Consider the following 22,594-nt stretch of genomic DNA (forward strand, 5'->3'; position numbering starts at 1 on the left):
GGCTGGAATGGATTGATATAATGGGGAAAGGTCAAGCAGGGAAGAAAGGAATGTTCTGGACGTGAAAAAACAAGCAGGCAGCAGACAAAACAGCGGTTTCCTGCAGGCGGGGATGACCGCCTCCCTGATCGTGTCGCGCAGGACTGCGTACGGCTATTTCCTGGATGATGCGGGCGACGGCATCCTTCTGCACCAAAACGAAGCGGTGGGAACGCTGGAAGTGGGGGATCAGGTAACCGTTTTTCTCTACCTTGACGCCGAAGACAGGCTGACGGCGACGATGCACATGCCCATCGTCGGCTACGGGGAGTACGGCTGGCTGGAAGTGGTTGCCGTGTCGCCCCGGCTGGGGGTGTTTGTCCATAACGGCATCAGCAAGGATCTGCTGGTGTTTGTCGATGATCTGCCCCAAAGGCAGGAGGAGTGGCCGCGCGTGGGAGACCATTTGCTGGTCACGATGAAGCGGGATAAAAACGGCCGTCTGATCGCCAAGCCGGCGACGGAAGAGGTGATGCGCGAGATCAGCGTTCCGGCCGACAAATCCATGCTGAACAAGTGGGTGGAAGGCACGGTCTACAAGGTGATCGGAGCAGGGGCTCTCCTCTTTACCGATGAGGAGCATATCCTGTTTGTGCACCGGGACGAGATGACCGAGCACCTGCGGCTGGGGCAGACGGTGCGCTGCCGGGTCAGCTTCGTGCGGGAGGACGGGCGGCTCAACGGTTCCATGCGCGGCCGCAAGGAGCAGCAGTACGGCGAAGATGCGGACAGCCTGCTGCGCTATCTGGCGAGCCGCGGCGGCGCCATGCCGTACACGGATGATACGCCTGCGGATATCATCAAACAGAAGTTCGGCATCAGCAAGGCCGCCTTCAAACGAGCCATGGGCAAACTGCTCAAGGAACGGCTCGTCGAGCAGCGGGAAGGCTGGACCTATCTGAAGCGGGAGGCAGCCGCCCTCCACGCGGAGAAGGATGGCTTGGAATCATGAAAAAACCCGGCGCTTGGCCGGGTTTTTCATATGCCTAATGATGCAGATGGAACGGAATCGTGGATACCACCACATCCTTGCGGTTAATGAGCACGGTTCTCAGCAGCAGGGCCGTCTGATTGTGCAGCAGGGTATGCCACCATTTTTTGACGACGAATTGGGGGACGACCACCGTGAGAAATTCCGCTTCTTTTTCCTTCTCCAGCGTATCGATGTATTTCAGCAGCGGCCCAAGCAGGGTGCGGTAAGGGGAACGCAGGATGATCAGCGGAATGTCCAGGTCCCACTGCTCCCACTTGTCCCTGATCTTCGCCGCCTGCTCGTCATCAAATCCCACGGTGACGACGACGATATCGTCCGAAATGCTTTGGGCATACGAGATGGATTGCAGCACCAGCTTGCTGATCCCGGATATCGGGATGATCACTTTCGTTTTCAGCTTGGTTGGCTGGGCGCGCAGATCCAGACGCAGTTCCTTGGCGATTTCGGTGTAATGGCTGCGAATCGTGTAGAAGATCCATACCAGGAGCGGGATCGCCAGGGCGACCATCCAGGCCCCTTCGGTGAATTTGGACACGATCGTGATAAGCGTGACCAGACCGGTGATCAACGTCCCGAAGGCCGTAATCCCCATCTGCAGGAATTTTCTCTGGGGTTGGCCGAGAAACACTTTTACCATGCCCCATTGGGCGATGGTAAAGGAGAGAAACACGCCGACCGCATAAAGAGGGATCAAGGCATGCGTATCTCCCCCAAACCCGATGATCAGCAGGATGGCCAGCACGCTTAACAGGATGATGCCGTTTGAAAAGACCAGGCGGTCACCGCGCATCGCCAAGGGGCGGGGAAGGAATCCGTCCTGGGCGATGATGGAGGATAGCTGCGGAAAGCCGGTAAAGCTGGTGTTGGCCGCCAGAAACAGGATCAGCATCGTCGCCACTTGAATCAGGTAGTAAAGCGGGCCGCGTCCGAATACGTGCTCGGCAATCTGGGAGACGACCGTCTCATGTTCTTTCGGCCCGATGCCGAAAGCAGAGGCCAGGATCGTAATGCCAAAAAACATCGTGCCCAGCAGGAGAGACATCCATGCCATGGTGATGGCCGCATTGCGGGGAGCAGGCGAACGGAATGCGGGAACGCCGTTGCTGATCGCCTCCACGCCGGTCAGCGCGGAACAGCCGGAAGCGAATGCCCGCAGGATCAGCAGAACGGCTGTCCAGGAGGCGATGTCCCCCAGCTCGCCCGCTGCGGGGGATGCATAGCCGTGCCAGCCTTCTCTCCAGATCTGGAAGCCCCCTGCGCTGACCATCAGCAGGATCGACACGATAAACAGGTAGGTCGGATAGGCGAACACGGTGGCCGACTCCCGGATCCCGCGCAGGTTGAGAATCATGAGCACCAGCACCAGCAAGACGCCGATCTCCACCTTCCAGGGAATCAAGGCAGGAAAGGCGGACAGCAGGGCAGCCACGCCGGAACTGATGCTGACCGCCACTGTCAGCACATAGTCGATCATCAAGGCGGCGCCGGCGACCAGGCTGGAAGCGGTGTTGAGATGTTCCTTGGCAACGATGTAGGCTCCCCCGCCGGACGGGAAGTTGTGCACGATCTGGCGGTAGGAGAGCGTCACCACCAACAGCAGGATCAGAATGCCGATGGCGATCGGGATGGAATAGGAAAACGCCCCGACCCCGATGACGGCCAGTACGAGCAGGATCTCTTCCGTCGCGTAGGCCACGGATGACAAGGCGTCGGAGGAAAAGATGGCCAGTGCCTTCCATTTCAGCAGTTTTTCATGGGCCAACTGCCGGGTGCGCAGTGGTGAACCGATTAGCAATCGCTTGAGTTGACCGACTGTCATTGATGAGCAACCTTCTTTCGGGATTCATGACTTGTTCAATAATAACGCGTGAGATAAAAAAGACCGCAAAGGTAGTATTACCCTTGCAGTCACAACTATGACCAATGCAAGTGAATCCCCCTTTCCAGCTACGCTTACGAGGTTAGCTGACGGATTCGGGCAGTGGAATTGCCCTACGCAGGTTCTGCGATTCACCCCAATGTGTGGTTCCCCCGTTCTTGCGATTCAGCGTAATTAAATATGATTAAGTTTGATATTGAACATAATCCTTCGATTGTGTTCCCGGCAATGGTGAAGGGAATCGATGTAAGCGCATACAAGCACCTTTTTAGATTTTTTTTGCCTTCGCGCATCGGCGGGCGCAGCGGGATGATTTCATGAGAAAACCGCCGGTTCATGACCGGCGGTTTTTCATTGGTTCGTGATAGGGGTATCAGGAGGATGCTTGCAGCTGCTTGTTGCGCCCCTTGTAGTAGGAGTACCCATAGGCCAAGCCGAGCAGCGCAAAGCCGATCAGGTCGGTCGTCAAGCCTGGAATCACGCACAGGACCCCCCCGGCGATGGCGGCCAGACGCTCGATCGGATTCATCTTGGCCATCCAGTAGCCGATCAAGCCGGCCCCTACGCCAATCATGCCGAGCGTCGAGGTCAGCATGATCCAGATCGACTCGTACCAGGTGGTATTAATCAACAGAAGCTGCGGCGAATAGACGAAGATGTACGGAGCCATAAACGCCGCGATGGATAATCTCGTGGACTCCACGCCCGTCTTGATGGGATCCGAGTTGGCGATCCCGGCTGCCGAGAATGCTGCCAGGGCAACCGGCGGCGTAATGTCGGCCACGATCCCGAAGTAGAAGGTAAACATATGGGCCGCGATTGCCGGCACACCCAGCAGCACCAGGGCAGGAGCCGCGATGGTCGACGTAATGATATAGTTGGCGGTGGTTGGTGTTCCCATCCCCAGGATCAGCGACGCGATCATGGTGAAGAACAGCGTCAGGAATACGGAGCCGCCGGCCAGATCAAGCAGACCATTGGCCAGCTTCAACCCGATACCGGTCAGGGTGACGGTTCCTACAATGATTCCGGCGCAGGCGGTAGCCGCAACGACACCGAGCGCCTGCTTGGCACCGGTCGCCAGCGCTTCGATGATATCCCGCAGGCCCATGCGCGTCTCTTTGCGGAACGCCCCGACGATGATGGTGGAGATGATTCCGACAATGGCCGACATTTCCGCCGACAAACCTGCCGTCAGCACGCCGATAATGATGAAGATCGGCAGCAGCAGGTACAGTTTTTTCAGCACTTCCTTGCGATTCGGCATCTCTTCTTCGGTCAGGCCGCGCAGCCCCAGACGCTTCGCTTCAAAGTGGGTCATGATCCAGACGCCGGCGAAGAACAGAATGGCAGGCAGGGCAGCCGATTTCGCGATTTCGAGATACGGGACGTTGATGAACTCCGCCATCAGGAACGCTGCAGCCCCCATGATCGGCGGCATGATCTGTCCGCCGGTCGACGAGGAGGCTTCCACCGCGGCGGCAAACTCCGAGCGATACCCCAGCCGTTTCATCATCGGAATGGTAAACGCCCCGGAGGTGACCACGTTGGCAACGGAGCTTCCGCTGATGGTTCCTTGCAGCGCGCTGGAGAAGACGGCTACCTTGGCCGGACCGCCGATGCGCCGGCCGGCTATGACGAGCGAAAGATCGTTAAAGTATTCGCCCACGCCCGTTTTGTCCAAAAAGGCGCCAAACAGGATGTACAAAAAGATAAACGTGGACGAAACCGCCAGCGGTGTGCCAAGGATGCCTTCCAGTGTGTAATAGCTGTGGCCGATGATGCGGGCGACGTCCACACCCCGATGCTCCAGGAAGCCGGGCATGTACGGCCCATAATACGTATAAAGCAAAAAGGCAGCGGCGATGATGGCGATCGGCAGCCCCACGACGCGGCGAGCCGCTTCCAGCACCAGCAGGATGATGATGCCGCCAATTACCAGATCAAGCGTGGTGTAGTTGCCGGTACGCAGTACCAGTCCCTCGTAATCGTATACCCAATAAAGCGACGTTAAAATGGCCAAAATCGAGAGAATGATATTCACAATGCCGACTTTGTTGGTTGCCCCTTTCGCTCTCGCCGGGAAAAGGAGATAGACCAGTCCAAGCCCAAAGGCCAGGTGAATCGGACGGTGTATCTGCGGGGGCAGGATCAGAAACGTACTGCTGGCCAGCTGATAAACGGAGAAGAGCACCAGCATGACGAATGTGATCCATTTCATTGGACCGGTAACTTTTCGGAACGCTGATTCCTTGTCGTACTTCGCAATCAGCTCTTCCATCTCTTGTTGACTCATGGGTTGCGTGCTCACATTCTAACCTCCAATTCTTTGCCAAATAGATTGTTTCTCCACCTGAATCGTGACGGCAGAGCCGGGTGTATCCAGCGTGCCGAGAGGAATCTCCTGTCCCTGAAAGAGCAGCGTATGGTTCGCTCTGACCTGACCGATAAACAAATGGAGGGCGGGAAAGATGCGATTCATGCCGACGATGCGGAACCTGTCCTTTTCAATCAGCAGCTTTTCCCCGGGAGCCAGGCCGCTCTCCATCCCGATGCCGTACTCTTTGAACGTCTCTTCGACCAGGACAACCTTCCCTCCCTGCACCTGATAAAACTCTTCGACAGGCGTCCGGTGAATGGAGTGGGTCCAGCGTATGCCAAACCGGCTTCCTTCCTGGACGTCATGGCTCCACACCAATCGATTGCTGCCGATCTCGCGGATGGCGAGAACCGTAAAGAGCGGAATGCTCAAAAGGAAGGAAAGGGCTGCCAGAACGATCAGGAAGGAGAAAAGGCGGAACGCAGTCCGCCCTTTCGCTGTTCCCGCAGTTGTTGACTTGTGCATCTACGCTTATTTCACGCCTTTTTCGGTGAAATACTTTTTGGCGCCCGGATGCACCGGCAGGCTGATACCGGCCAGGGCTTCTTCCACTTTGATCTCTTTTGCTTTTGCGTGTCCCAGCTTGTCGATGTTGTCGAAGATCGCTTTCGTCACTTTGTACACGAGGTCTTCGCTCAGATCGGAACGAACGACCAGCAGGGATTTGACGGATACGGTGGTCACATCGTCCGGAACCGTTTCATACGTTTTGCCGGGAATCGTCGTTTTCACATAAAATGGATATTTGCTGATCAGGGCATCGATCTTGTCGGCATCAACCGGAATGATCTTGACGCCTGTGGTAGCGGCCAGCTCCGTAATCGCCGCGGTCGGGGTTCCGGCCGTTTGGAAGGCGGCGTCAAGCTGACCGTCCTGGATCGCCTTGGCAGAGTCGGCGAAGGAGAGGCGCTGCAGCTGCAGATCTTCAAATTTCAGCCCATATGCTTCCAGGATTTGCTTCGCGTTCAGCTCGGTACCGCTGCCGGGTGCGCCGACGGATACGCGCTTGCCTTTGAGGTCGGCGACGCTGTTGATGCCACTGTCCGGCGCTACCACGATCTGAATGGTTTCGTTGTACAGGGCGCCGATGGCCTGGAAGTCGATTTTGCCATCCTGCTGGAACATCTCCGTTCCCTTGCTGGCATAGTCCGCGATGTCGCTTTGCGTGAAAGCGATATCCGCTTTCTTGTCGCGAATCAAGCGCAGGTTCTCGGCAGAAGCGCCTGTGGATTGGGCAGTGGCCGTGATGCCGGCATTTTTCGTGATTTGTTCAGCCATGCCGCCGCCCAGCGGATAGTAGGTTCCGCCCGTACCGCCGGTGGCAATGATCAGCTGGTTCGGATCGTTGCTTGCCTGGCCGCCTCCACCGCCAGCGCCGCCGCCCGCATTGCCTTGGCCGCCACCGCCGCCACAGGCCGTCAGCGACAAGCTCAGCAGAAGAGCCAGTGATACCAACAGATTACGTTTCTTCACAGTGTAATCCCCCTTTTTCTTTCTCTTGTAATGATAGGTATATACCTATATTTTTCCATTATACAGTATTCTCTATAGATTCTACAAAAAACTACAAAAAGTTTTTCGGTTCATTTGGATGGCAACAATAGGGAGAAGGGAGGACAGATATGCTAATATAATGCTATCGTGACAAAGGAGGACCTGCATGATGAGGCATGAGATTCGGCATCCGTGGCAGCTGCTGTATCGGGTATATCGACACGTGAAACCCGTGATGGAACGGGAATTTGCCGCCTGGTACCGACGAGCCGGGGAGATTCCTGATGCGGAATTGCGCAAACAGGCGCTCTCCAGCATGACGACGAAGAAATTTCACTGCCAGGGCGGGGCCGTTTATGCCGCGCAGGCCCTTTCCTACGTCGATCATCTCGTGCCGTTGATCGTGGCCTACCAGACGATCAGCGACTATCTGGACAATCTGTGCGACCGCAGCACGTCGCTCGACCCGCAGGATTTTCGGCATCTGCACCGCTCCATGCAGGATGCCCTGACGCCGGGAGCCCCCCTGCATGACTATTACCGGTACCGGGAGGAGAAGGACGACGGCGGTTATCTGGCGGCGCTGGTAGAGACCTGCCAGCGTCACGCTGCGCAGCTTCCCGCTTATGCCAAGGTGCAGGAGCGCGTTTTGGAGCTTTCCCTTCTGTACAGCGATCTGCAGGTATACAAGCATATCGCGCATGCACAGAGGGAGGCGGAACTTCTCGCCTGGTGGAGAAAGTATCAGGAGCGCTATCCGGAGATATACTGGCAGGAGTTTTCGGCGGTGACGGGTTCAACCATCGGCATCTTTGCGCTGTTTTGCCTGGCGACGGATGAAAAGCTTGACGACGAGACGATTGCGGCCGTGGACGCGGCCTATTTTCCGTGGGTATGCGGCCTCCATATCCTGCTCGACTATTTGATCGATCTGGAAGAAGACCGGCTGGGGGGCGATCTTAATTTTGTCAGTTACTATTCTTCCACGGAAGAAGCGTTGGAGCGGCTGCAGTATTTTGTGGAGCGGGCCAAGGAGAGTGTTGCCGGCCTGCCGAACGAGCCATTTCACAGGATGATTGTGGACGGACTGGTGGCGTTTTACCTGGCCGATCGCAAGGTGAACCGCAGCCAGCCCGCCATTTACACCATTGCCAGGCAGCTGCTCAGACAGGCACGCGGGCTGCCCGGCGTGCTCTTCTATTTGAACAGCTTGCTGGTGCGGCGCTAGCTAGCTCAAATGCTTTTTCTTGTACCGAAAGCCTGCGCCCATCAACAGACCGGAGCCAATCAGGCAGACGATGGTGCCGAGCACGCTTTTTTCCGCGATGGCGATGCCTACCGCCACAAAGCAAGCGGCAACGCCGATCGCAAGGGCCAGGGTAACAAGCTGATATCGTGTCATATGGTTTGTTCGCCCTCCTCTTACACAATGAGATCATTATACCTTATTTTCGAACAGGATGATTACATTTCGCCAAATGCGGGTATATCTTTGGGGAACCATCCAGTTGCATAGGGAACACCCGGAGGAAGACAGATGGAGAGCATTTTACAGATAAAACGCGGGAAAAAGATGTATGAAGGGAAAGTCACCTACGAGGAGGGGGATTTGCTGCAGGCCGTATTCGATGAAAAGGTGGATCTGCCGGTAGGGGATCCGGTCTCCTGCATGATTACGCGCAATTTCGAGCAGATGCATACGTTTGAAGGGGTCATCCTTGCCAAAGACGACAACAAGCTGATCGTGTTCCACTCGCCGACCGCCAAGGAATTCAAGGAACAGCGGCGCCGCTACCCCCGTTTCGAAGTGAACCTGAAGGGCTGGATTCGTCTGCCCGGCACGGAGCAGGAGAAGTCCATTCTGTTTTATCCGTCGGTGGAGCTGGTAAACATCAGCCTGGGCGGCCTTGCTTTCCGGTTTGATCAGAAGATTCCGCTCAAGGCGCGCCTCCCGTTTTATACCGAGCTGTATGGACGCGGGCGGGAGGATGGCGAGGTCAAGGCGCATCTGGAAGTGACGCACGCCAGGGAGGATGAGGGCGCCATGCTGTACGGCTGCAAGATTGTCGAGATCGATTCGAAAAATCTGCTGACCTTGCGGAAATACCTGCTGCAGCGGCAGCTGGAGGAATTGAAAAACATGTCGTGACCACGTCGGAGGGCGTGGTTTTTTGGTTGGTTCACCTCTAGGCGACGGCAGAGCGATGTTTTGTGTTTCGGTTGATGGTATAGAATGATGGTATGGACACTCTGCGGAGCGGAATGGAAACGCGTATTGCACCGACGATCCCGGTCATCTGTCTCTGCTGGAGGACTGGCTCTGAACAGGAGGGAGACTGGATGAAACGTGGGCGTGTGTTTGGAAGGCGTGTGGTCTTGGCGCTGCTGTCCTGGCCGGAACGGGCTGCGAAGAAGCATTGTCACAGCCGCCGATCCGGGAAGAGACAGCGGTGCAGCCGTCCCGGGCGGTGGAACCAACCATCCTGGATGACAGGCAGATTCCCTACCGCGCGGACGTGGTGGCAGCCGGCCTCGATGTGCCGTGGGAGCTTGTCTGGGCGCCGGATGGCCGCATCTTTCTAACGGAAAGACCGGGGACGATTCGTGTGATGGTACAGGGAGTCTTGCAGCGCGAACCAGTCATCTCCTTCCCCGCCCCGTTTGTCAGCGAGGGGGAGGGCGGACTGCTTGGCCTTGCGCTAGATCCGGATTTTGCCCAAAACCGCTTTCTCTACGCGTACCATACCTATCGGGAGGGCAACCAGATTTTCAACCGCGTCATTCGCCTGCGGGAACAAAACAACCGCGCGGCCATCGACAAGGTGCTGATCGATCGCATCCCGGGCGGCGTGATCCATAACGGCGGCCGTATCAAGATCGGCCCGGATCGCCATCTCTATATCACCACGGGCGATGGCGGCGTTCGCCAGCGGGCGCAGGACCTGTCCAGCCTGGCAGGCAAAATCCTGCGCATCCGGCTGGACGGCAGCATCCCCCCTGACAATCCGTTCCCCGGTTCTCCCGTCTACAGCTATGGCCACCGCAATCCCCAAGGGCTTGCCTGGAGTCCGGCCAGCGGAGCCCTGTACAGCTCCGAGCACGGCCCATCCGGCCACGATGAGATCAACCTGATCCAGCCGGGCGCCAATTACGGCTGGCCCGTCATTCAGGGAGATGAACAGGCCCCTGGGATGAGGCCGCCGCTGGTGCACAGCGGCAGTAACACCTGGGCCCCGGCGGGAATGGCGTTTGTCAATACCGGCTCGTGGGCTTCCCAGCTGCTTGTAGCCAACCTGCGCGGCGAACAGGTGCTGAAGATCGCCCTTTCGGCGGAGAATCCGGCGGTGGCTGGTGATGTCAGCGCCTTTTACCCCGGCAGATTCGGCCGCTTGCGCGATGTCGCGGCGGCCCCGGACGGCACGCTCTACCTCCTGACCAGCAACCGGGATGGGCGCGGCGCCGAACGGCCGGGCGATGACAAGATCATCAGGCTGACTCCTCTGCGTTAGCCGCTTTGGTTTCCTGCTTTTTTCCCCAGATCACGGACTGGAACAGGATGCCGCCCAGTCCCACCGCACCGATGACCGCCCCGACCAGCACGAAGGTTTGCGCCGATCCCAGCGCGGTGATCATCAGCCCTCCCAGAAGCGGTGCGATCAGGAAGACACCGCTGGTCAGGGAATCGAGAATCCCCGTCACACGCCCGATCGCTTCTGCGGGCGTCTCTTTTTGCCGTACATACTGGCTGCAGACGAATGTCAGCCCCGTCCCGATGCCCCCGAGGAAGGCGGCGGCCAGCGGCCATTGGATACCGGCTCCCGGCCGCAGCAGGCCCACCCAGCCGAACATCAGCCCGATCAACAGGATACCGCCCCCGAGAGGCCAGCCGTACGATGCAATCTCCTTCCGTCTGGTCAGCCAGGCCATCGCCAGCAGCGCCCCCGCGCCCACCGCGCTGACCGACCAGCCCACCAGCTCGGGATGGCCGACCGCTTTTTCCCGCAGGATGGTGGTGAATTGGGCGTCGATCAGCTGAATCGCCAGCATGGCAAGCAGGGAAAACAACGTGCTGGCCAGCAGCACCCGGCTGCCCCACAGGACCCGCCAGCCCTCTTGCCACGCCTCGCGCAGAGGCGGTTTTTCCGACGGACCGGCGCTGGCCGAACGCCCTTCCTCCACCATTCCGATCGAAAGCAGGAGGAGGGCTGAGACGAGAAAGCTGACCGCATTGGCATGCAGACAAACCGCGGGCGAGGCATAAGCCGCCGCCGTGCCTCCCAACAGCGGCCCCAGTACCTTGCCTGCCTGGAAGACGGTGCCGTTCCACGACGCAGCCTGCAGCAGCTGCTCGGGCGGGACCGCATGCCGGGTCAAGGCCTGCTGGGCCGGGGTATGAAAGACGCTGCTGCAGGAACGCAGCAGGATAAAGAGAAAAAGCCAACCCGGATCGGGAGCCTGCGTCATCAGAAGGGTCAGGGCGGCGCGCAGCAGATCCGTGGCGACCATCAAACGCAGCTTGTTCCAACGGTCGGCGGCGATCCCCGCAAGCTGGCCGAGCACCATCCCGGGTCCGGCGTACATCAAGGGCAGGAGCGCCATGGTCATCGGGTCGGCCTGCCAATGAAAGCCCAGCAGGACCGACACCGCAATGAAATCGAACCAGTCTCCCAGCGTGGAGAGTCCATAAGCGGCAAACAGCCGAACAAAAACGCGATTCTTCCAAAGCATCAAAAAGCCCCTTTCCGTCTGTCTGCTTCCACGGTAAAGGGGTAATGTCAGAAAAATATCAGAGGTGCGCGCGCAGGAGCGGAAAAATCTTTTGCACCAGTTCGGCAAAACGGTACTGCTTCGCCAGCGACTGCCACATCTGTTCGTACTTTTGCCTCCATTCGGCGTCCACGTCGAATTGCCGAAGATAGAGAAGAATGATCCGGACGTTGAAAATGAGATGGGGGACAAACCGTGTCCGTTTGACAATCCCGATCCCTTCATCCAGCAATCGGCGCGCTTCCGCCTTGTCTCCGGCCTGATAGCAGGCCAATCCCCTGGCGACGGTGAATGATCCCAGTTCGCGCCGCATCGGCGTATCGGCGAGCGTGCGGCCGGCTTCCCGGATAATGGACGCCGCTCCTTTTTCCTGGGTAAACAGGCAGAGCAGGAGCTTGTCCACCAGCAGGACGAGGGTAAAGCTGGGCGAATGCATGGCAGCCACCATCGGTTCCACTTCCGCCAGTTTTGCCTTGGCATTCGCATACCGACCCGCTTCGGCGTACAGGCGCACGCCGGTTATCTCCAGGTCGGGCAGCCACTCCCTGGGCAGCTTGTGCTTGTGCTGGAGCATGCGCTCATAGTAGTGGAGCGCTTGCCCGGCATCGAATTGAACATGAGAAAAGATGAACAGCAAATAGGGAGCCTTCTCCCAGAACGTCAGCGCATCCGTCTCCACCAGCCAGTGAAAATCGCCGCTGACGAACGGGATATAGACCCGGTAAAAGGGAGGCAGCTCAATGCCCAATGTCTCCCGATTGGCGGCCATCATCAGCATCGCGTCTCCCATCCCGATGCCGTGATACTTCTCGATCAGCTTGCGGACGTGCTCTTGAAACTCCTCCCCGAGCAGCAGCGGATGATCCACCCCGCCTTTTTCTTTGAGCGTCAGCTTGTAGCCGTATCCTCTGACCGTCTCAATCGTCAGCAGATCATCCCACGCCTTCAGTTTTTTGCGAAGGCGGTACACATGATCATCCACGGTGCGATCGGTGGGATCCTCCAGACCCCAGACGCGGTCAAGGAGCTCCGTGCGGCTGAAAGCCTGGTTCCGATGCTCGTACAGGAAGGCAAACAGCGCGTATTCCCGGGGAAGGAGCCGGATGGTTTCCGTGGAGGTCGCCACCTTGTACTCTTCCGGCTGCAGGCGTATGCGTGTCTCGTTACTTCCCATCGCGGATCCCGTACTTTCGCATTTTGTTGTAGAGCGTGCCGCGCGAGATGCCGAGCAGCTCGGCAGCCGCCTTCTTATTGCCGTAGGTGCGGTCCAGGGCGGCCAGGATCCGCTCCTGTTCCGTGCCGTTCCCTCCCGATACACCGCCCTTCAGCGGTCGTGGCGCGATGGCAGCAGCCGGTGGCCGTTCGGGGACGGCCAGGGAGAGGGCCGTTTCGGAGCGGATGGAGGCGGGCAAGTGATCCGGCAAAATCACGCCGCCTTCCTGCAGAATGAACAGGCGTTCGATCACATTGCGCAGCTGCCGGATGTTGCCCGGCCAGGAATAATCGAAAAGCGCCTGCATCACTTCCGGCGCGATCCGGGGGACGGGCTGGCCGTGGGCAATGGAATGCTCCTGGATAAAGATCTGGACCAGTTCGAGAATATCCTCCTTGCGCTCCCGCAGCGGCGGAATCTCCAGCGAAAATACGTTCAGCCGATAGTAAAGATCTTCGCGGAAGCGCCCTTCCGCCACCATCTGCTCCAGATTCCGGTTGGTGGCCGCGATGATGCGGGTATTGACCGTGATCGGGTCGGTGCCGCCAACCCGGTAGAACTGCTTCTCCTGCAGCGCGCGCAGCAGCTTCACCTGCAGCTCCAGGGGCAGTTCGCCGATTTCGTCGAGAAAAAGAGTGCCGCCGTGCGCCATCTCCAGCTTGCCGGGTTTCCCTTTTTTCTCCGCGCCGGTAAACGCGCCCCCCTGATAGCCGAACAGCTCGCTCTCGAACAGGGCGGCCGGAATCGCCGCGCAGTTGATCGCAATAAACGGCTTGTCGTGCCGTCTGCTGGCTTGATGGATCGCCTGGGCAAACAGTTCCTTGCCGACGCCGCTCTCTCCATACAGGAGAACGGTCGCGTCGGTCTGCGCCACCTTTTTGGCGGCCTGGATGGCGGCCTGGATCGAGGCGGAATGGCCTTTGATGGCAAAGAACGGATCGTCCGCCGCCTGGTAGCGGTTCATCTCCTGCTTCAGGGTATGAAGATGGGCGGTCGTATCCGCCAATTCCTGGTTCAGGCGCACCAGCTCGGTGATATCCTGCTCGATGGAGATGGCGCCGATAATCTCGCCATTCAGCCGGATCGGAGCGGAGTTGATCAGCACATGGCGGTCGGGCCGCGGGACATGATAGACCCGCTGCACGGTGGTGCCTTGGGCGAGCGCATCTTTCAACCGGATCGAGTCGCTGGCAAAGTGGGTTTCCAGCGATGTGCCGATCACGTTTTCCCGGGAGATCTCATAGATTTTCTCCGCCGCCTCATTCCAGTACAGCACGGTATTGGACGTGTCCACCACCGTGGTGGCCTCGCTCATGGTATCCAGCAGCGTTTCCAGCAGGGCGGCCTGGTTGCCGCAAACATCGGTCATGGCTGCCAGCAGCCCGTGAAGCGAGACAACGCCGGCCGGTTCGCCATGGCTGTCCAGAAGCACCAGACAGGAAAGGCGCGGATTCTTCAGCATGGTGCGGCACGCCTCCGGAAGCGGACAGCTTGCCGGCACAGCGGCGGCCGCAGCGACGGTGCCGTCCTGCTTCCGAACACCTTCGATCCGTCCTGCGCGTAGGATGACATTGGCAGCATCTATCGGCTCCGCAAAGGCGGAGACTGCTGCAGAAAAAGAGAATAACGGACTCAAAAAATCACATCCTATTTGAAAAGGGATTTCCACGTGTCTAACCATAAGTGTACAAAATCGAACACTGCTTGTACATATGTGTAAAAATGGATGGCAGATAGCGGGCGTGTTGCAGCTTTCCGGCGGGGTTTGCCGAGTTGGCACGAATTATGCTTGGAAGTGTCCGTACAAGCATGTGAGGAGGAGACACAGTAGCATGGAACAATTGATGAGAGATTTCTTCCTGTTTCTGTCCAAAAACAAGACGCTGAACGCCGCGGCGAAAAAGTGGGGACTGCGCTTCGGGGCGAGCCGTTTTGTTGCAGGGGAAACCATTGAGGAAGCGATCCGCAATGTCCGGGAACTGAACAAAAAAGGACTCGTCTGCACCCTTGACCATCTGGGGGAATTCGTCTTCAGCGTGGAAGAGGCCAATGAATCGGCGGATTACTGCATCAAAACGCTGGAAGCGATCGCCGCGTCCGGCGTGGATTGCAACCTGTCGCTGAAAATGACCCAGCTCGGTCTGGATATCAGCAGGGATCTGTGCATGAACAACATGCGCCGCATTCTTGACGTGGCCAAAAAGAACGGCAACATCTTTGTGCGCATTGACATGGAAGACTATGCGCACAACGAAATCACCCTGGACATTTTAAATGAACTGCTGGAGGATTATGACAACGTCGGCACCGTGATTCAGGCATATCTGTACAAATCCGCCGACGATATCGAGAAGCTGAAGGAGAAGCGCGTCAACCTGCGTCTGGTCAAAGGCGCATACAAGGAATCGCCCGAGGTCGCTTTCCCCAACAAAGCGGATGTGGACGAGAATTACAAGAAAATCATCAAACAGCATCTGCTAAATGGCAACTATGCGGCCATCGCCACCCATGACGACAACATCATCAACTATGTGAAGCAGTTGGAGAAGGAGTACAACATTCCGCGCACCCAGTTTGAATTCCAGATGCTGTACGGCATCCGTCCGGAAACGCAGGTGGAACTGGCGAGAGAAGGGTACAAGATGCGCGTGTATGTGCCGTATGGCAACGATTGGTTTGGCTATAACATGCGCCGTCTGGCCGAGCGTCCGGCCAACGTGGCGTTCGTGCTCAAAGGCATCTTTTCGAAATAATTCCTGTTCAAGAAGCGTGCTGCCCAAGGAGGGTGCACGCTTTTCCTTTTTTCCCGGTTCTGATACGCTGGAAAGAAGAATCTCCAGGAGGTGAGGATCGGGATGCTGTCATTCGAGATCCCAGTCAAACCGCCGTATTCCTTCGCGCGTCTCCTGAGCCGCCTCAAAACCCATCCGAATGAGCAACTGCAGGTGGATGCCGAAGCGGGACGCCTGCGCCGTGCGCTGCGGGTGGACGGCAAGCCCGTAGTTGTCACTCTGCAGTTTTCGGGCGGGACGGAAACCCCCGGGCTGACGGTCTTCACCGATGGCGGGCTGACGGCCGGACAGCAGGAGGAACTGGTCCGGACCGTACGCCACATGACCTGTGCAGACGTGGACCTGGGGCCGCTGTACGAGCTGATGGCGGCTGACCAGCACCTGCGCCTGCTGGCCGACTCGTTTCGCGGTCTGCGGTTTCTGCTGACGCCCGATCTGTTTCAGGCGATGGTGGAGACGATCATTGCCCAGCAGTTGAATCTTGCGTTCGCCAACACATTGACGCTCAGATTGATGCGGTTCGCGGGGGAAACCGTGGAGGATCGGGAGGGAAACGCCCATCTGGTATTCCCGACGCCGGAAGCGGTCGCCCGCCTGGAGCCGGAAGCCTTGCGCCCGCTGCAGTTCAGTCAGCGGAAGGCGGAGTACATCATCGATTTCGCCCGCGCGATCGTCAGCGGACGGATTGATGTGAAGCGGCTGCCGGACATGTCGGATGAAGAAGTGATCGGCTATTTGACCCCGCTGCGCGGAATCGGGCGCTGGACGGTGGAATGCCTGCTGATGTTCGGCTTGGGCAGACCCGATCTGCTGCCGGCTGCCGATATTGGCCTGCGCAACGGCATCCGGCTGGTGTACGGCCTGCCGGACAAGCCGGATGAAAAAGAGATTCGCCGCCTCGGCGAAAGCTGGGCTCCCTGGCGCAGCTATGTCACGCTTTACCTCTGGGAGGCGATGGGGGCGGCGAGGCGCGGGGAAGCGCCGTTCGGCGGCAGGGACAAAACGTAACCGCCTTCCCAAGCAAGGCGGTTTGAAACATTGACATAAACTATTTTTGAGGGATAAGGCCTGAAGTGCTTTGCGTTGACAGTGTTGGCTAGGAGGCACCCTCGCTGCGGTTGGCGCTGCCCTGCCAGTTGGACAGTCCAACCCCAAGCAGGATCAAGCCGGCGCCGAGGAAGAAACCCAGACTCAGATACTCGCCCAGGAGCAGCCAGCCGAGGAGCGCCCCCACCACCGGCTGGATGAAAAAGAATCCGGCGCCGCTGCCCGCCTGCAGCAGCTCAAACCCTTTGTTCCACAGATAGAAGGCGCCCGCCGTCGAGACGACGCCGATATAAAGGACGCCTGCCCAGATGCCCCACCCCCACTGCCAGTTTATCGGCGTGACGGACAGCTCCCAGAGCATGACCGGACTGGTCAGGATCAATCCGAAAAACGACACGTAGGTGGTGACGGTAAGCGACGAATATTGCGACGTGGCCCGTTTGCTCAGGACGGTGTAGAGTGCCCAGCTGACGGCGGCGACAAGCAGGATCAGATTGCCGGCAAGCGAGGAGCCGACGTCACGCTCATCCGGTACGCCGATCACCACCAGCACCCCGAGCGTGGCGAGACCGATCCCCGTCACCTGGCGCAGGTGAAGCTTCTCCCGCAGGATCCAGACGGCAAACAGGGCGATAAAGGCGGGGGAGGCGGACGTGATCAGCGCCCCCATGTGGGCCGTGGACAGCTTTGTTCCCAGAAACTGCGTACCGATCGAGATCGTGATGCCGATAAAGGCAATCAGGATAAACTGCGGAAAATCCCGGCGTGCGGCATACTCCCGCTTCATCGCGACGAACGTGCCCAGGACGAGAAGGGCGATGGTAAAGCGGATTTCCAGCAGGGTAAAAGGGGGAATAACCTCCAGCACCACTTTGCTGACAACGTACACTCCGCCCCAGATGGCGGCAGCCAGCGACAGGAACAAACCGCCCCACAGTTGTTGTTGCCAAGACTTGTTCAACGTAGATTCCTCCAAATCGATCTTCAAAATGACAGCGGTTTCACCAGCAGCAGCACGGGCTGTGTCAAGCGCCCGACAGCCGCCTCCACCTGCCGGTATTGTTCGCAGCCGGATTTGGCGAAGAATGACTGGCAAAGCTCATGCGCGGTTCCCGTACTTGCGGATCAGCCCGATCTGTCCTCCGTGGTACCCCGTGTGGTAAATCAGGCGGCCAACCGCTTCCGTGGGTGTCAATCTTCCGATGGGCGCGTCCACCGGAACATGCCATTTCTCTTCCGGCAGGGCCTGCAGCGTCTCCAGCAGGTAGGCGTGCGCCGCCTCCTGAAAAGCGAACAGGTCGGCCAGATCGGTATAGCTGCCGGTATCCCTGACATCGCTGCCGATGGTAGGCAGGCTCATCCCTTCCGGCAGCGGTCGGCCGAAAAACATGGCGCAGAAACGGTACTCCACTTCCGCATTATGCTGGATCAAAAAGCCGATCGAATTGGACCCGGGCGCAAGCCGCCAGGTCAGCTGGTCTTCTTCCAGCCCCTTCAACACATCGAGATAGCGGGCCCGCGCAGTCTTGAGAAGGGGGAAAACGGCATGAAACGACATGGTATCGCTCCTTTCCATGCAGCTGCTTTTGAAGCCTATTATAAGGGAAACGGGCAGTAAACAGGGAAAAATTTAATGAATGAATATTCACTCAAGAAAACGGGTGCATTATACTGAAAAGGACACAGCAAAGGAGGAGAGAGAAATGGCTTATGTCCTCGAACATACTGTCCGCTCAACGGAGCTTGATGCGCTGGGGCATGTGAACAACGCCCGGTATCTTGACTACATGGAATGGGGACGGATGGAGTGGCTTTTCCAGGCGGGGTTTACCTGGGAAGAGCTGAATCGCCGGCAGATCCTGCCCGTCGTGGTGAATGCCAACATCAACTACCGCCAGGAGCTGAGACTGCGGGAGAAGGTGAAGATCGTGTCCACGGTCGGATCGATCGGGAAGAAAAGCTTTGTCATCCGGCACGAAATCTGGAAGGAAAACGGTACGCTGGCCTGTGATGCCGACTTCACGATGGTAATAATGGATGCGGTGGCAAGACGCGCGATCGAACTGCCGGAAGATCTGGTGGCAGAGCTGCGGCGTCATGTCACTGAAAGCGTGCAAGGGTAGCCTGATGCGTTCTCATGAATCATGTCATGTCTGTTGAGATCCGGTGACCATGCACCAGGGCTCTCCCACACGCCCGAAATCATCGGAAAATCCCAGTTTGGCATAGAACGGGGCTGCTTCCGGATTGGCGATCAAAAAGACGAGCACCCGCTCATCCAGCAGGCCGATCAGCCGGTTGACCAGTTCCCTGCCGATCCCCTGATGCTGATACGCCTTGTCGACGGCCAGATCATTCAGATAACAGTCAAAACTGTAATCCGTCATCGCCCGCAGCAATCCGACCAGCTCATCTCCCGCCCAGGCGGTGATCAGCACGTTGGCGTGCGCGATCATGTTGGCCAGACGATCGGGATCTTTGGGGCGGCGAAGACCTGCTTTCTCATAGAGATGCATGGCTTGTTCCGGTGACGGTTTCTCATTGAGCTTATACTGAATCTTCATGACGGGACCTCCGCAAAAGGATTTCCCCCTCTATGTGTAAAGAGGCAGAGGAGGGGGAGCGTATGTATACGCCGATCTAACCCTACCGCAATGTTGAAGCATTTCGGCGCGCAAATCAAGAGGCGGCCCGCATTTATCCGGAATATGGGGCGCTTGAAACCAAAACCGTACGGAGGAGACTATGCGCTACGAAGAAAGGCTGTGCGCGGAAAGCGAAGATGTCCGGAAAAAAAGGGGAGAGGTGAAGGAGAATGAGGACGTTTGAAGCGAGGGTAGAGGGAGTTTTTGTGGCGGATGATCCGTCTACGTTTGTGACGCGCGGTGTCCCGCAGATTCAGGTGGAACTGGGGGGCATTCCCGGGGATCGGCATTACGGCCTGCTGCGGCCTGCCGATTCCCGCCAGCACTTTTATCCGAGCGGCACTCTGATCGCCAACAGAAGGCAGATCAGCATCGTCTCTATTGAGGAGTGCGCCCGGATTGCCCAACACATGGGGCTTCCGGAAATCAGGCCGGAATGGCTCGGAGCCAATCTGGCGGTAAGCGGCTTCCCGAATCTGACCCTGCTTCCCCAGGGGGCCCGCCTGCTTTTTCCAGACGGCGCCGGATTGATTTCGGAAGGGGAGAATCTCCCGTGCATCGGGCCCGGGAACGTCATCGCTGGCATCCATGGTGATCCCGGCCTGGCACCGGCATTCGTCCGCGCCGCCCAAAAGCTGCGCGGCATCGTCTGTTCCGTGGAGCGTGAAGGGCAGATCACGGCGAACGGAAGCGTGCAGATCGTCATTCCGTAATCAACGCATGACCGAAAAGTGCATCCTGTTTCACTTATTTCCTCACTAACAGGGAACAGCACTCCACATGCGGCGTATGGGGAAACATGTCAACCGGCTGCACATACGCCAGATCGTACCGTTCCAGCAGGCGGTGGAGATCCTTGGCGAGCGTGGAGGGGTTGCAGGAGACGTAGACGATTTTCTCCGGCTTCACCCGCAGCAGGGTCTCGATCAGGGCGCTGTCCAGCCCGGTGCGGGGCGGGTCAACCACCACGACATCGGCATGAATCCCCTGCTTCGCCCACTGCGGGAGCAGCACCTCCGCCCTGCCGACGTGGAAGCTGGCATTGGTCACGCCGTTATGGGCGGCGTTTCGTCGCGCGTCCTCCACCGCTTCCGGGATCACCTCGATCCCGCGCACTTCCTTGGCAAGGGGGGCCAGCCACAGACCGATCGTTCCCGTGCCGCAGTAGAGATCGAAGACGCGTTCCCTGCCGGTCAGGGCGGCCGCTTTCTTCACCTCGTCGTACAGCTTCACCGTCTGTTCCGGATTGAGCTGGAAAAAGGCGCGGGCCGACAACTCAAACGACAATTCTCCCAGCTTCTCCGCGATCCCCTGCTTGCCCCACAGTACCCTGGTTGTCTCGCCGAAGACCAGTGAAGTTTTTTTCGGGTTGATGTTTTGGACGATGCTGACCAGGGACGGCAGGCGGTAGCGCAGCTCCAGCACAAGCTCCTTGACCCGGGGAATATCGGGCGTGGCGGTGACGAGGGTTAACTGCGTCTCTCCCGTGGCAAACGCGACGCGGGCGACGATGGTGCGGACGATGCCGGTTCGTTTCCGCTCGTCATAGACGGGAATGCCCAGCTTCCCGATCACTTCCTTGGCCGTTTCCACGATGGCATTGGTGGCCTCATGCTGGATCCGGCACGCCTGCAGATCGACCAGTTCGTGGCTGCCGGCCCGGTACAATCCGGCCACCAGTTGGCCGCTCCGATCCCCGACTTGAAACTGCGCCTTGTTGCGGTATCCCCACGGATCGGGCATGCCGAGCGTCTCTCTCACCGGCGGATCGGCCAGCTTCGCGTACTTGCGCAGGGATTCGATCACCAATTCGCGCTTGCCGGCAAGCTGCGCCTGATACTCCATATGCTGCAGGCTGCATCCGCCGCATGCTTCATACACCGGACAGGGCGGCTCGACGCGGGCCGCAGAAGCCTCCTTCACCTTGACCAAACGTGCCGTCGCATACTTTTCCCTGACATCGGTCACTTCCGCAATCACGACCTCTCCCGGCAGGGCTTTCTCGACAAACACGATTTTTTTCTTGTAATACCCGATGCCTTCTCCGTTGATCCCCAGGCTTCTGATCGTCAGCGTCATCTGCTGGCCGACGCGCATCGGGACATCCGTTTGCTGTTGTTTCATAGACAGGCTATCTCCTCAACCGATGGTTTGCCTCTATTATAGTGCTTTCCCGGCGAAATGCCTAATCGGGGGCCAGTCTTTTCGCTTCTCCCCCCTTTTTGGTATAATGGGGCAGACATGAACAAGGGAGTGTTAGAAGCATGCAACTGCAAGAGCTGTTTGACAAACTGAAGGAATACCTGAACATGGAGACGGAGATCTCCTTTGAAGAATTTGATCAGTATTATAAAAGCGTGATTGACTTCCTCAATGACAACTGGACCAAGCTGAACGAAGAGGAAAGCCTGCAGATGCTGTTCATCCTCGACAATCTGAAAGGAAACAGCGAGGATCGCGCCAAGCGCAAAACCAAAGAACAGAAGAAATACCAAAAGATGTTCAAGCGCACGGAGATCTGGCTGGCTGCGATGTTCAAGCGTCTGCGCGATTTCGGCCTGAGCGAAGAGGAGATCGGCAAGCGCTACGAGGCGCTGTATGAGTCGGTATAGGAAGAGGGGGCCAATAAGGCCCATCTTTATTACACAACGTGTATTATAACAAATGAATTTACGAAAATTTATTGTAATACAGAGAAAAGGGAAGAATGAGGGAGATCACCGGCAAAAATCGCTCCTAATCGCCTTTGATGTATTATAACAACATTTCACAAACCGCTTTTTGTTATAATACAATAGCAGCAACAAGAGTTGGAGGGGACGATACGATGACACCGGTGACCACTTTTTTCAAGAACCTGGAAGCTCGCCGCTGCCTGATCTGCGGCAGTGTGCTGATGGAAGAGGGCGAGTCCTATCTCACGGAATGTTTTCCCTGCCAGGGGTGGATGGTGAACCAGGAAGAAAGAGAGCATCAGTGATTGCTGAAACAAGGCGGGATATTTCCGGCATCCGGAGATATCCTTTTTTGGTATATCGGAAAGTCCAAACTCTTTAAAGCACTAAAGCAACGTGAGAAAGGTTGGGGGCCCCCGCCGACAACAGCGTTAGCTCAAGTCGGCGGGGTTTTCTTGTATACGAAAACCCCCAGTTAGACTGGGGGTTCGGGAAAGCTTACAGCTATGAGTAGCCATCCTTTGAACCCGGTGATAAGATGAGAGCCGGTCTGCCAACCGCTCAAACTTATCACAGGAGGACAAAGGATGGACAAGAGCAGTCTAGCACACACCAAATGGAACTGCAAATATCATATCGTATTTGCTCCGAAATACCGAAGACAAGTGA

Annotated in this window: 22 protein-coding genes, 1 pseudogene and 1 riboswitch; of the genes and pseudogenes, 11 read left to right on the forward strand and 12 right to left on the reverse strand. The window is 57.7% G+C overall.

Annotation, left to right across the window (positions count from 1 at the left end):
• Positions 1-112: 112 nt before the first annotated feature.
• The gene (locus tag G3578_RS15980; protein ID WP_165213987.1) at positions 113-991 is read left to right on the forward strand and encodes a CvfB family protein; all 879 of its coding nucleotides are present in this window, start codon (positions 113-115) and stop codon (positions 989-991) included.
• Positions 992-1,025: 34 nt separating this feature from the next.
• Here G3578_RS15980 and G3578_RS15985 read toward each other — a convergent pair whose 3' ends face one another.
• From G3578_RS15985 to G3578_RS16000, 4 genes are all read right to left on the reverse strand, one after another.
• Positions 1,026-2,852: an APC family permease gene (locus tag G3578_RS15985; RefSeq protein ID WP_165213961.1), complete on the reverse strand. Its 1,827-nt coding sequence runs from the start codon at positions 2,850-2,852 to the stop codon at positions 1,026-1,028.
• Between the two features lie 116 nt (positions 2,853-2,968).
• Positions 2,969-3,093: riboswitch (cyclic di-AMP (ydaO/yuaA leader) on the reverse strand.
• Positions 3,094-3,285: 192 nt separating this feature from the next.
• Positions 3,286-5,208: a TRAP transporter permease gene (locus G3578_RS15990; protein ID WP_165213988.1), complete on the reverse strand. Its 1,923-nt coding sequence runs from the start codon at positions 5,206-5,208 to the stop codon at positions 3,286-3,288.
• Between the two features lie 18 nt (positions 5,209-5,226).
• Positions 5,227-5,757, reverse strand: a complete 531-nt coding sequence (locus G3578_RS15995; RefSeq protein WP_165213962.1) for a DUF1850 domain-containing protein — start codon at positions 5,755-5,757, stop codon at positions 5,227-5,229.
• A 6-nt stretch (positions 5,758-5,763) separates the two neighbouring features.
• Complete coding sequence (locus G3578_RS16000; protein WP_165213963.1) at positions 5,764-6,765, reverse strand: TAXI family TRAP transporter solute-binding subunit; 1,002 nt, start codon at positions 6,763-6,765, stop codon at positions 5,764-5,766.
• Positions 6,766-6,952: 187 nt separating this feature from the next.
• Between G3578_RS16000 and G3578_RS16005 the strand changes: the two genes are divergently transcribed.
• Complete coding sequence (locus tag G3578_RS16005) at positions 6,953-8,014, forward strand: tetraprenyl-beta-curcumene synthase family protein (RefSeq protein ID WP_241254659.1); 1,062 nt, start codon at positions 6,953-6,955, stop codon at positions 8,012-8,014.
• Here G3578_RS16005 and G3578_RS16010 read toward each other — a convergent pair whose 3' ends face one another.
• On the reverse strand, positions 8,015-8,188 hold the full coding sequence (locus tag G3578_RS16010; protein ID WP_165213964.1) for a DUF5325 family protein: 174 nt from the start codon (positions 8,186-8,188) through the stop codon (positions 8,015-8,017). It lies immediately after the preceding gene.
• Between the two features lie 135 nt (positions 8,189-8,323).
• On the opposite strand from G3578_RS16010, the gene G3578_RS16015 reads away from it, so the two are divergent.
• Both G3578_RS16015 and G3578_RS16020 read left to right on the forward strand, forming a co-directional pair.
• Positions 8,324-8,935, forward strand: coding sequence for a PilZ domain-containing protein (locus G3578_RS16015; RefSeq protein WP_165213965.1), 612 nt, complete (start codon positions 8,324-8,326; stop codon positions 8,933-8,935).
• A gap of 301 nt (positions 8,936-9,236) precedes the next feature.
• Positions 9,237-10,295, forward strand: coding sequence for a PQQ-dependent sugar dehydrogenase (locus tag G3578_RS16020; protein WP_346774023.1), 1,059 nt, complete (start codon positions 9,237-9,239; stop codon positions 10,293-10,295).
• Here G3578_RS16020 and G3578_RS16025 read toward each other — a convergent pair.
• Genes G3578_RS16025 through G3578_RS16035 form a run of 3 tightly spaced genes read right to left on the reverse strand, consistent with a single transcriptional unit; the run spans position 10,273 to position 14,402 of the window.
• On the reverse strand, positions 10,273-11,514 hold the full coding sequence (locus G3578_RS16025; RefSeq protein ID WP_165213966.1) for an MFS transporter: 1,242 nt from the start codon (positions 11,512-11,514) through the stop codon (positions 10,273-10,275). The two genes, G3578_RS16020 and G3578_RS16025, sit on opposite strands and share 23 nt — an antisense overlap.
• A gap of 58 nt (positions 11,515-11,572) precedes the next feature.
• Entirely contained in the window at positions 11,573-12,727 is a 1,155-nt protein-coding gene (locus tag G3578_RS16030) for a winged helix-turn-helix domain-containing protein (RefSeq protein ID WP_165213967.1), read from the reverse strand.
• The gene (locus G3578_RS16035) at positions 12,717-14,402 is read right to left on the reverse strand and encodes a sigma-54 interaction domain-containing protein (protein ID WP_165213968.1); all 1,686 of its coding nucleotides are present in this window, start codon (positions 14,400-14,402) and stop codon (positions 12,717-12,719) included. The genes G3578_RS16030 and G3578_RS16035 overlap by 11 nt, the downstream gene beginning before the upstream one ends.
• 196 nt (positions 14,403-14,598) lie before the next feature.
• Between G3578_RS16035 and G3578_RS16040 the strand changes: the two genes are divergently transcribed.
• Positions 14,599-15,519, forward strand: a complete 921-nt coding sequence (locus G3578_RS16040; protein ID WP_165213969.1) for a proline dehydrogenase family protein — start codon at positions 14,599-14,601, stop codon at positions 15,517-15,519.
• A 102-nt stretch (positions 15,520-15,621) separates the two neighbouring features.
• Positions 15,622-16,566 (forward strand): DNA-3-methyladenine glycosylase family protein, encoded by a 945-nt coding sequence (locus tag G3578_RS16045; RefSeq protein ID WP_165213970.1) that lies wholly within the window; start codon positions 15,622-15,624, stop codon positions 16,564-16,566.
• Between the two features lie 88 nt (positions 16,567-16,654).
• Here the strand turns inward: G3578_RS16045 and G3578_RS16050 are convergent, their stop codons facing one another.
• Together G3578_RS16050 and G3578_RS16055 are read right to left on the reverse strand one after the other, a co-directional pair.
• Entirely contained in the window at positions 16,655-17,566 is a 912-nt protein-coding gene (locus G3578_RS16050; protein ID WP_165213971.1) for a DMT family transporter, read from the reverse strand.
• Between the two features lie 138 nt (positions 17,567-17,704).
• Positions 17,705-18,163 carry a DinB family protein gene (locus G3578_RS16055; RefSeq protein ID WP_165213972.1) on the reverse strand — a complete coding sequence of 153 codons (459 nt, stop codon included), beginning with the start codon at positions 18,161-18,163 and terminating at the stop codon, positions 17,705-17,707.
• 145 nt (positions 18,164-18,308) lie between these two features.
• Between G3578_RS16055 and G3578_RS16060 the strand changes: the two genes are divergently transcribed.
• Complete coding sequence (locus G3578_RS16060) at positions 18,309-18,728, forward strand: acyl-CoA thioesterase (RefSeq protein ID WP_241254660.1); 420 nt, start codon at positions 18,309-18,311, stop codon at positions 18,726-18,728.
• 24 nt (positions 18,729-18,752) lie between these two features.
• Here the strand turns inward: G3578_RS16060 and G3578_RS16065 are convergent, their stop codons facing one another.
• A complete protein-coding gene (locus G3578_RS16065; protein WP_165213974.1) occupies positions 18,753-19,169 on the reverse strand; it encodes a GNAT family N-acetyltransferase in 417 nt (138 codons plus the stop codon).
• Positions 19,170-19,420: 251 nt separating this feature from the next.
• Here G3578_RS16065 and G3578_RS16070 point away from each other — a divergent pair, with 251 nt between their 5' ends.
• Positions 19,421-19,963, forward strand: a complete 543-nt coding sequence (locus G3578_RS16070; protein WP_165213975.1) for an MOSC domain-containing protein — start codon at positions 19,421-19,423, stop codon at positions 19,961-19,963.
• 34 nt (positions 19,964-19,997) lie between these two features.
• On the opposite strand, the gene rlmD is transcribed toward G3578_RS16070, so the two are convergent.
• A complete protein-coding gene (gene rlmD / locus G3578_RS16075; RefSeq protein ID WP_481752751.1) occupies positions 19,998-21,374 on the reverse strand; it encodes a 23S rRNA (uracil(1939)-C(5))-methyltransferase RlmD in 1,377 nt (458 codons plus the stop codon).
• A 140-nt stretch (positions 21,375-21,514) separates the two neighbouring features.
• Here rlmD and G3578_RS16080 point away from each other — a divergent pair, with 140 nt between their 5' ends.
• The 3 genes and pseudogenes from G3578_RS16080 to G3578_RS16090 form a co-directional block, all read left to right on the forward strand.
• Positions 21,515-21,862: a hypothetical protein gene (locus G3578_RS16080; protein WP_241254661.1), complete on the forward strand. Its 348-nt coding sequence runs from the start codon at positions 21,515-21,517 to the stop codon at positions 21,860-21,862.
• Positions 21,863-22,077: 215 nt separating this feature from the next.
• Positions 22,078-22,230, forward strand: coding sequence for a protein YhfH (yhfH, locus tag G3578_RS16085; protein ID WP_165213976.1), 153 nt, complete (start codon positions 22,078-22,080; stop codon positions 22,228-22,230).
• Between the two features lie 282 nt (positions 22,231-22,512).
• Positions 22,513-22,594: pseudogene (locus tag G3578_RS16090) on the forward strand (IS200/IS605 family transposase); the annotation flags it as partial.

This window comes from Brevibacillus sp. SYP-B805, from assembly GCF_011059135.1.
Taxonomy (GTDB): domain Bacteria; phylum Bacillota; class Bacilli; order Brevibacillales; family Brevibacillaceae; genus Brevibacillus_F.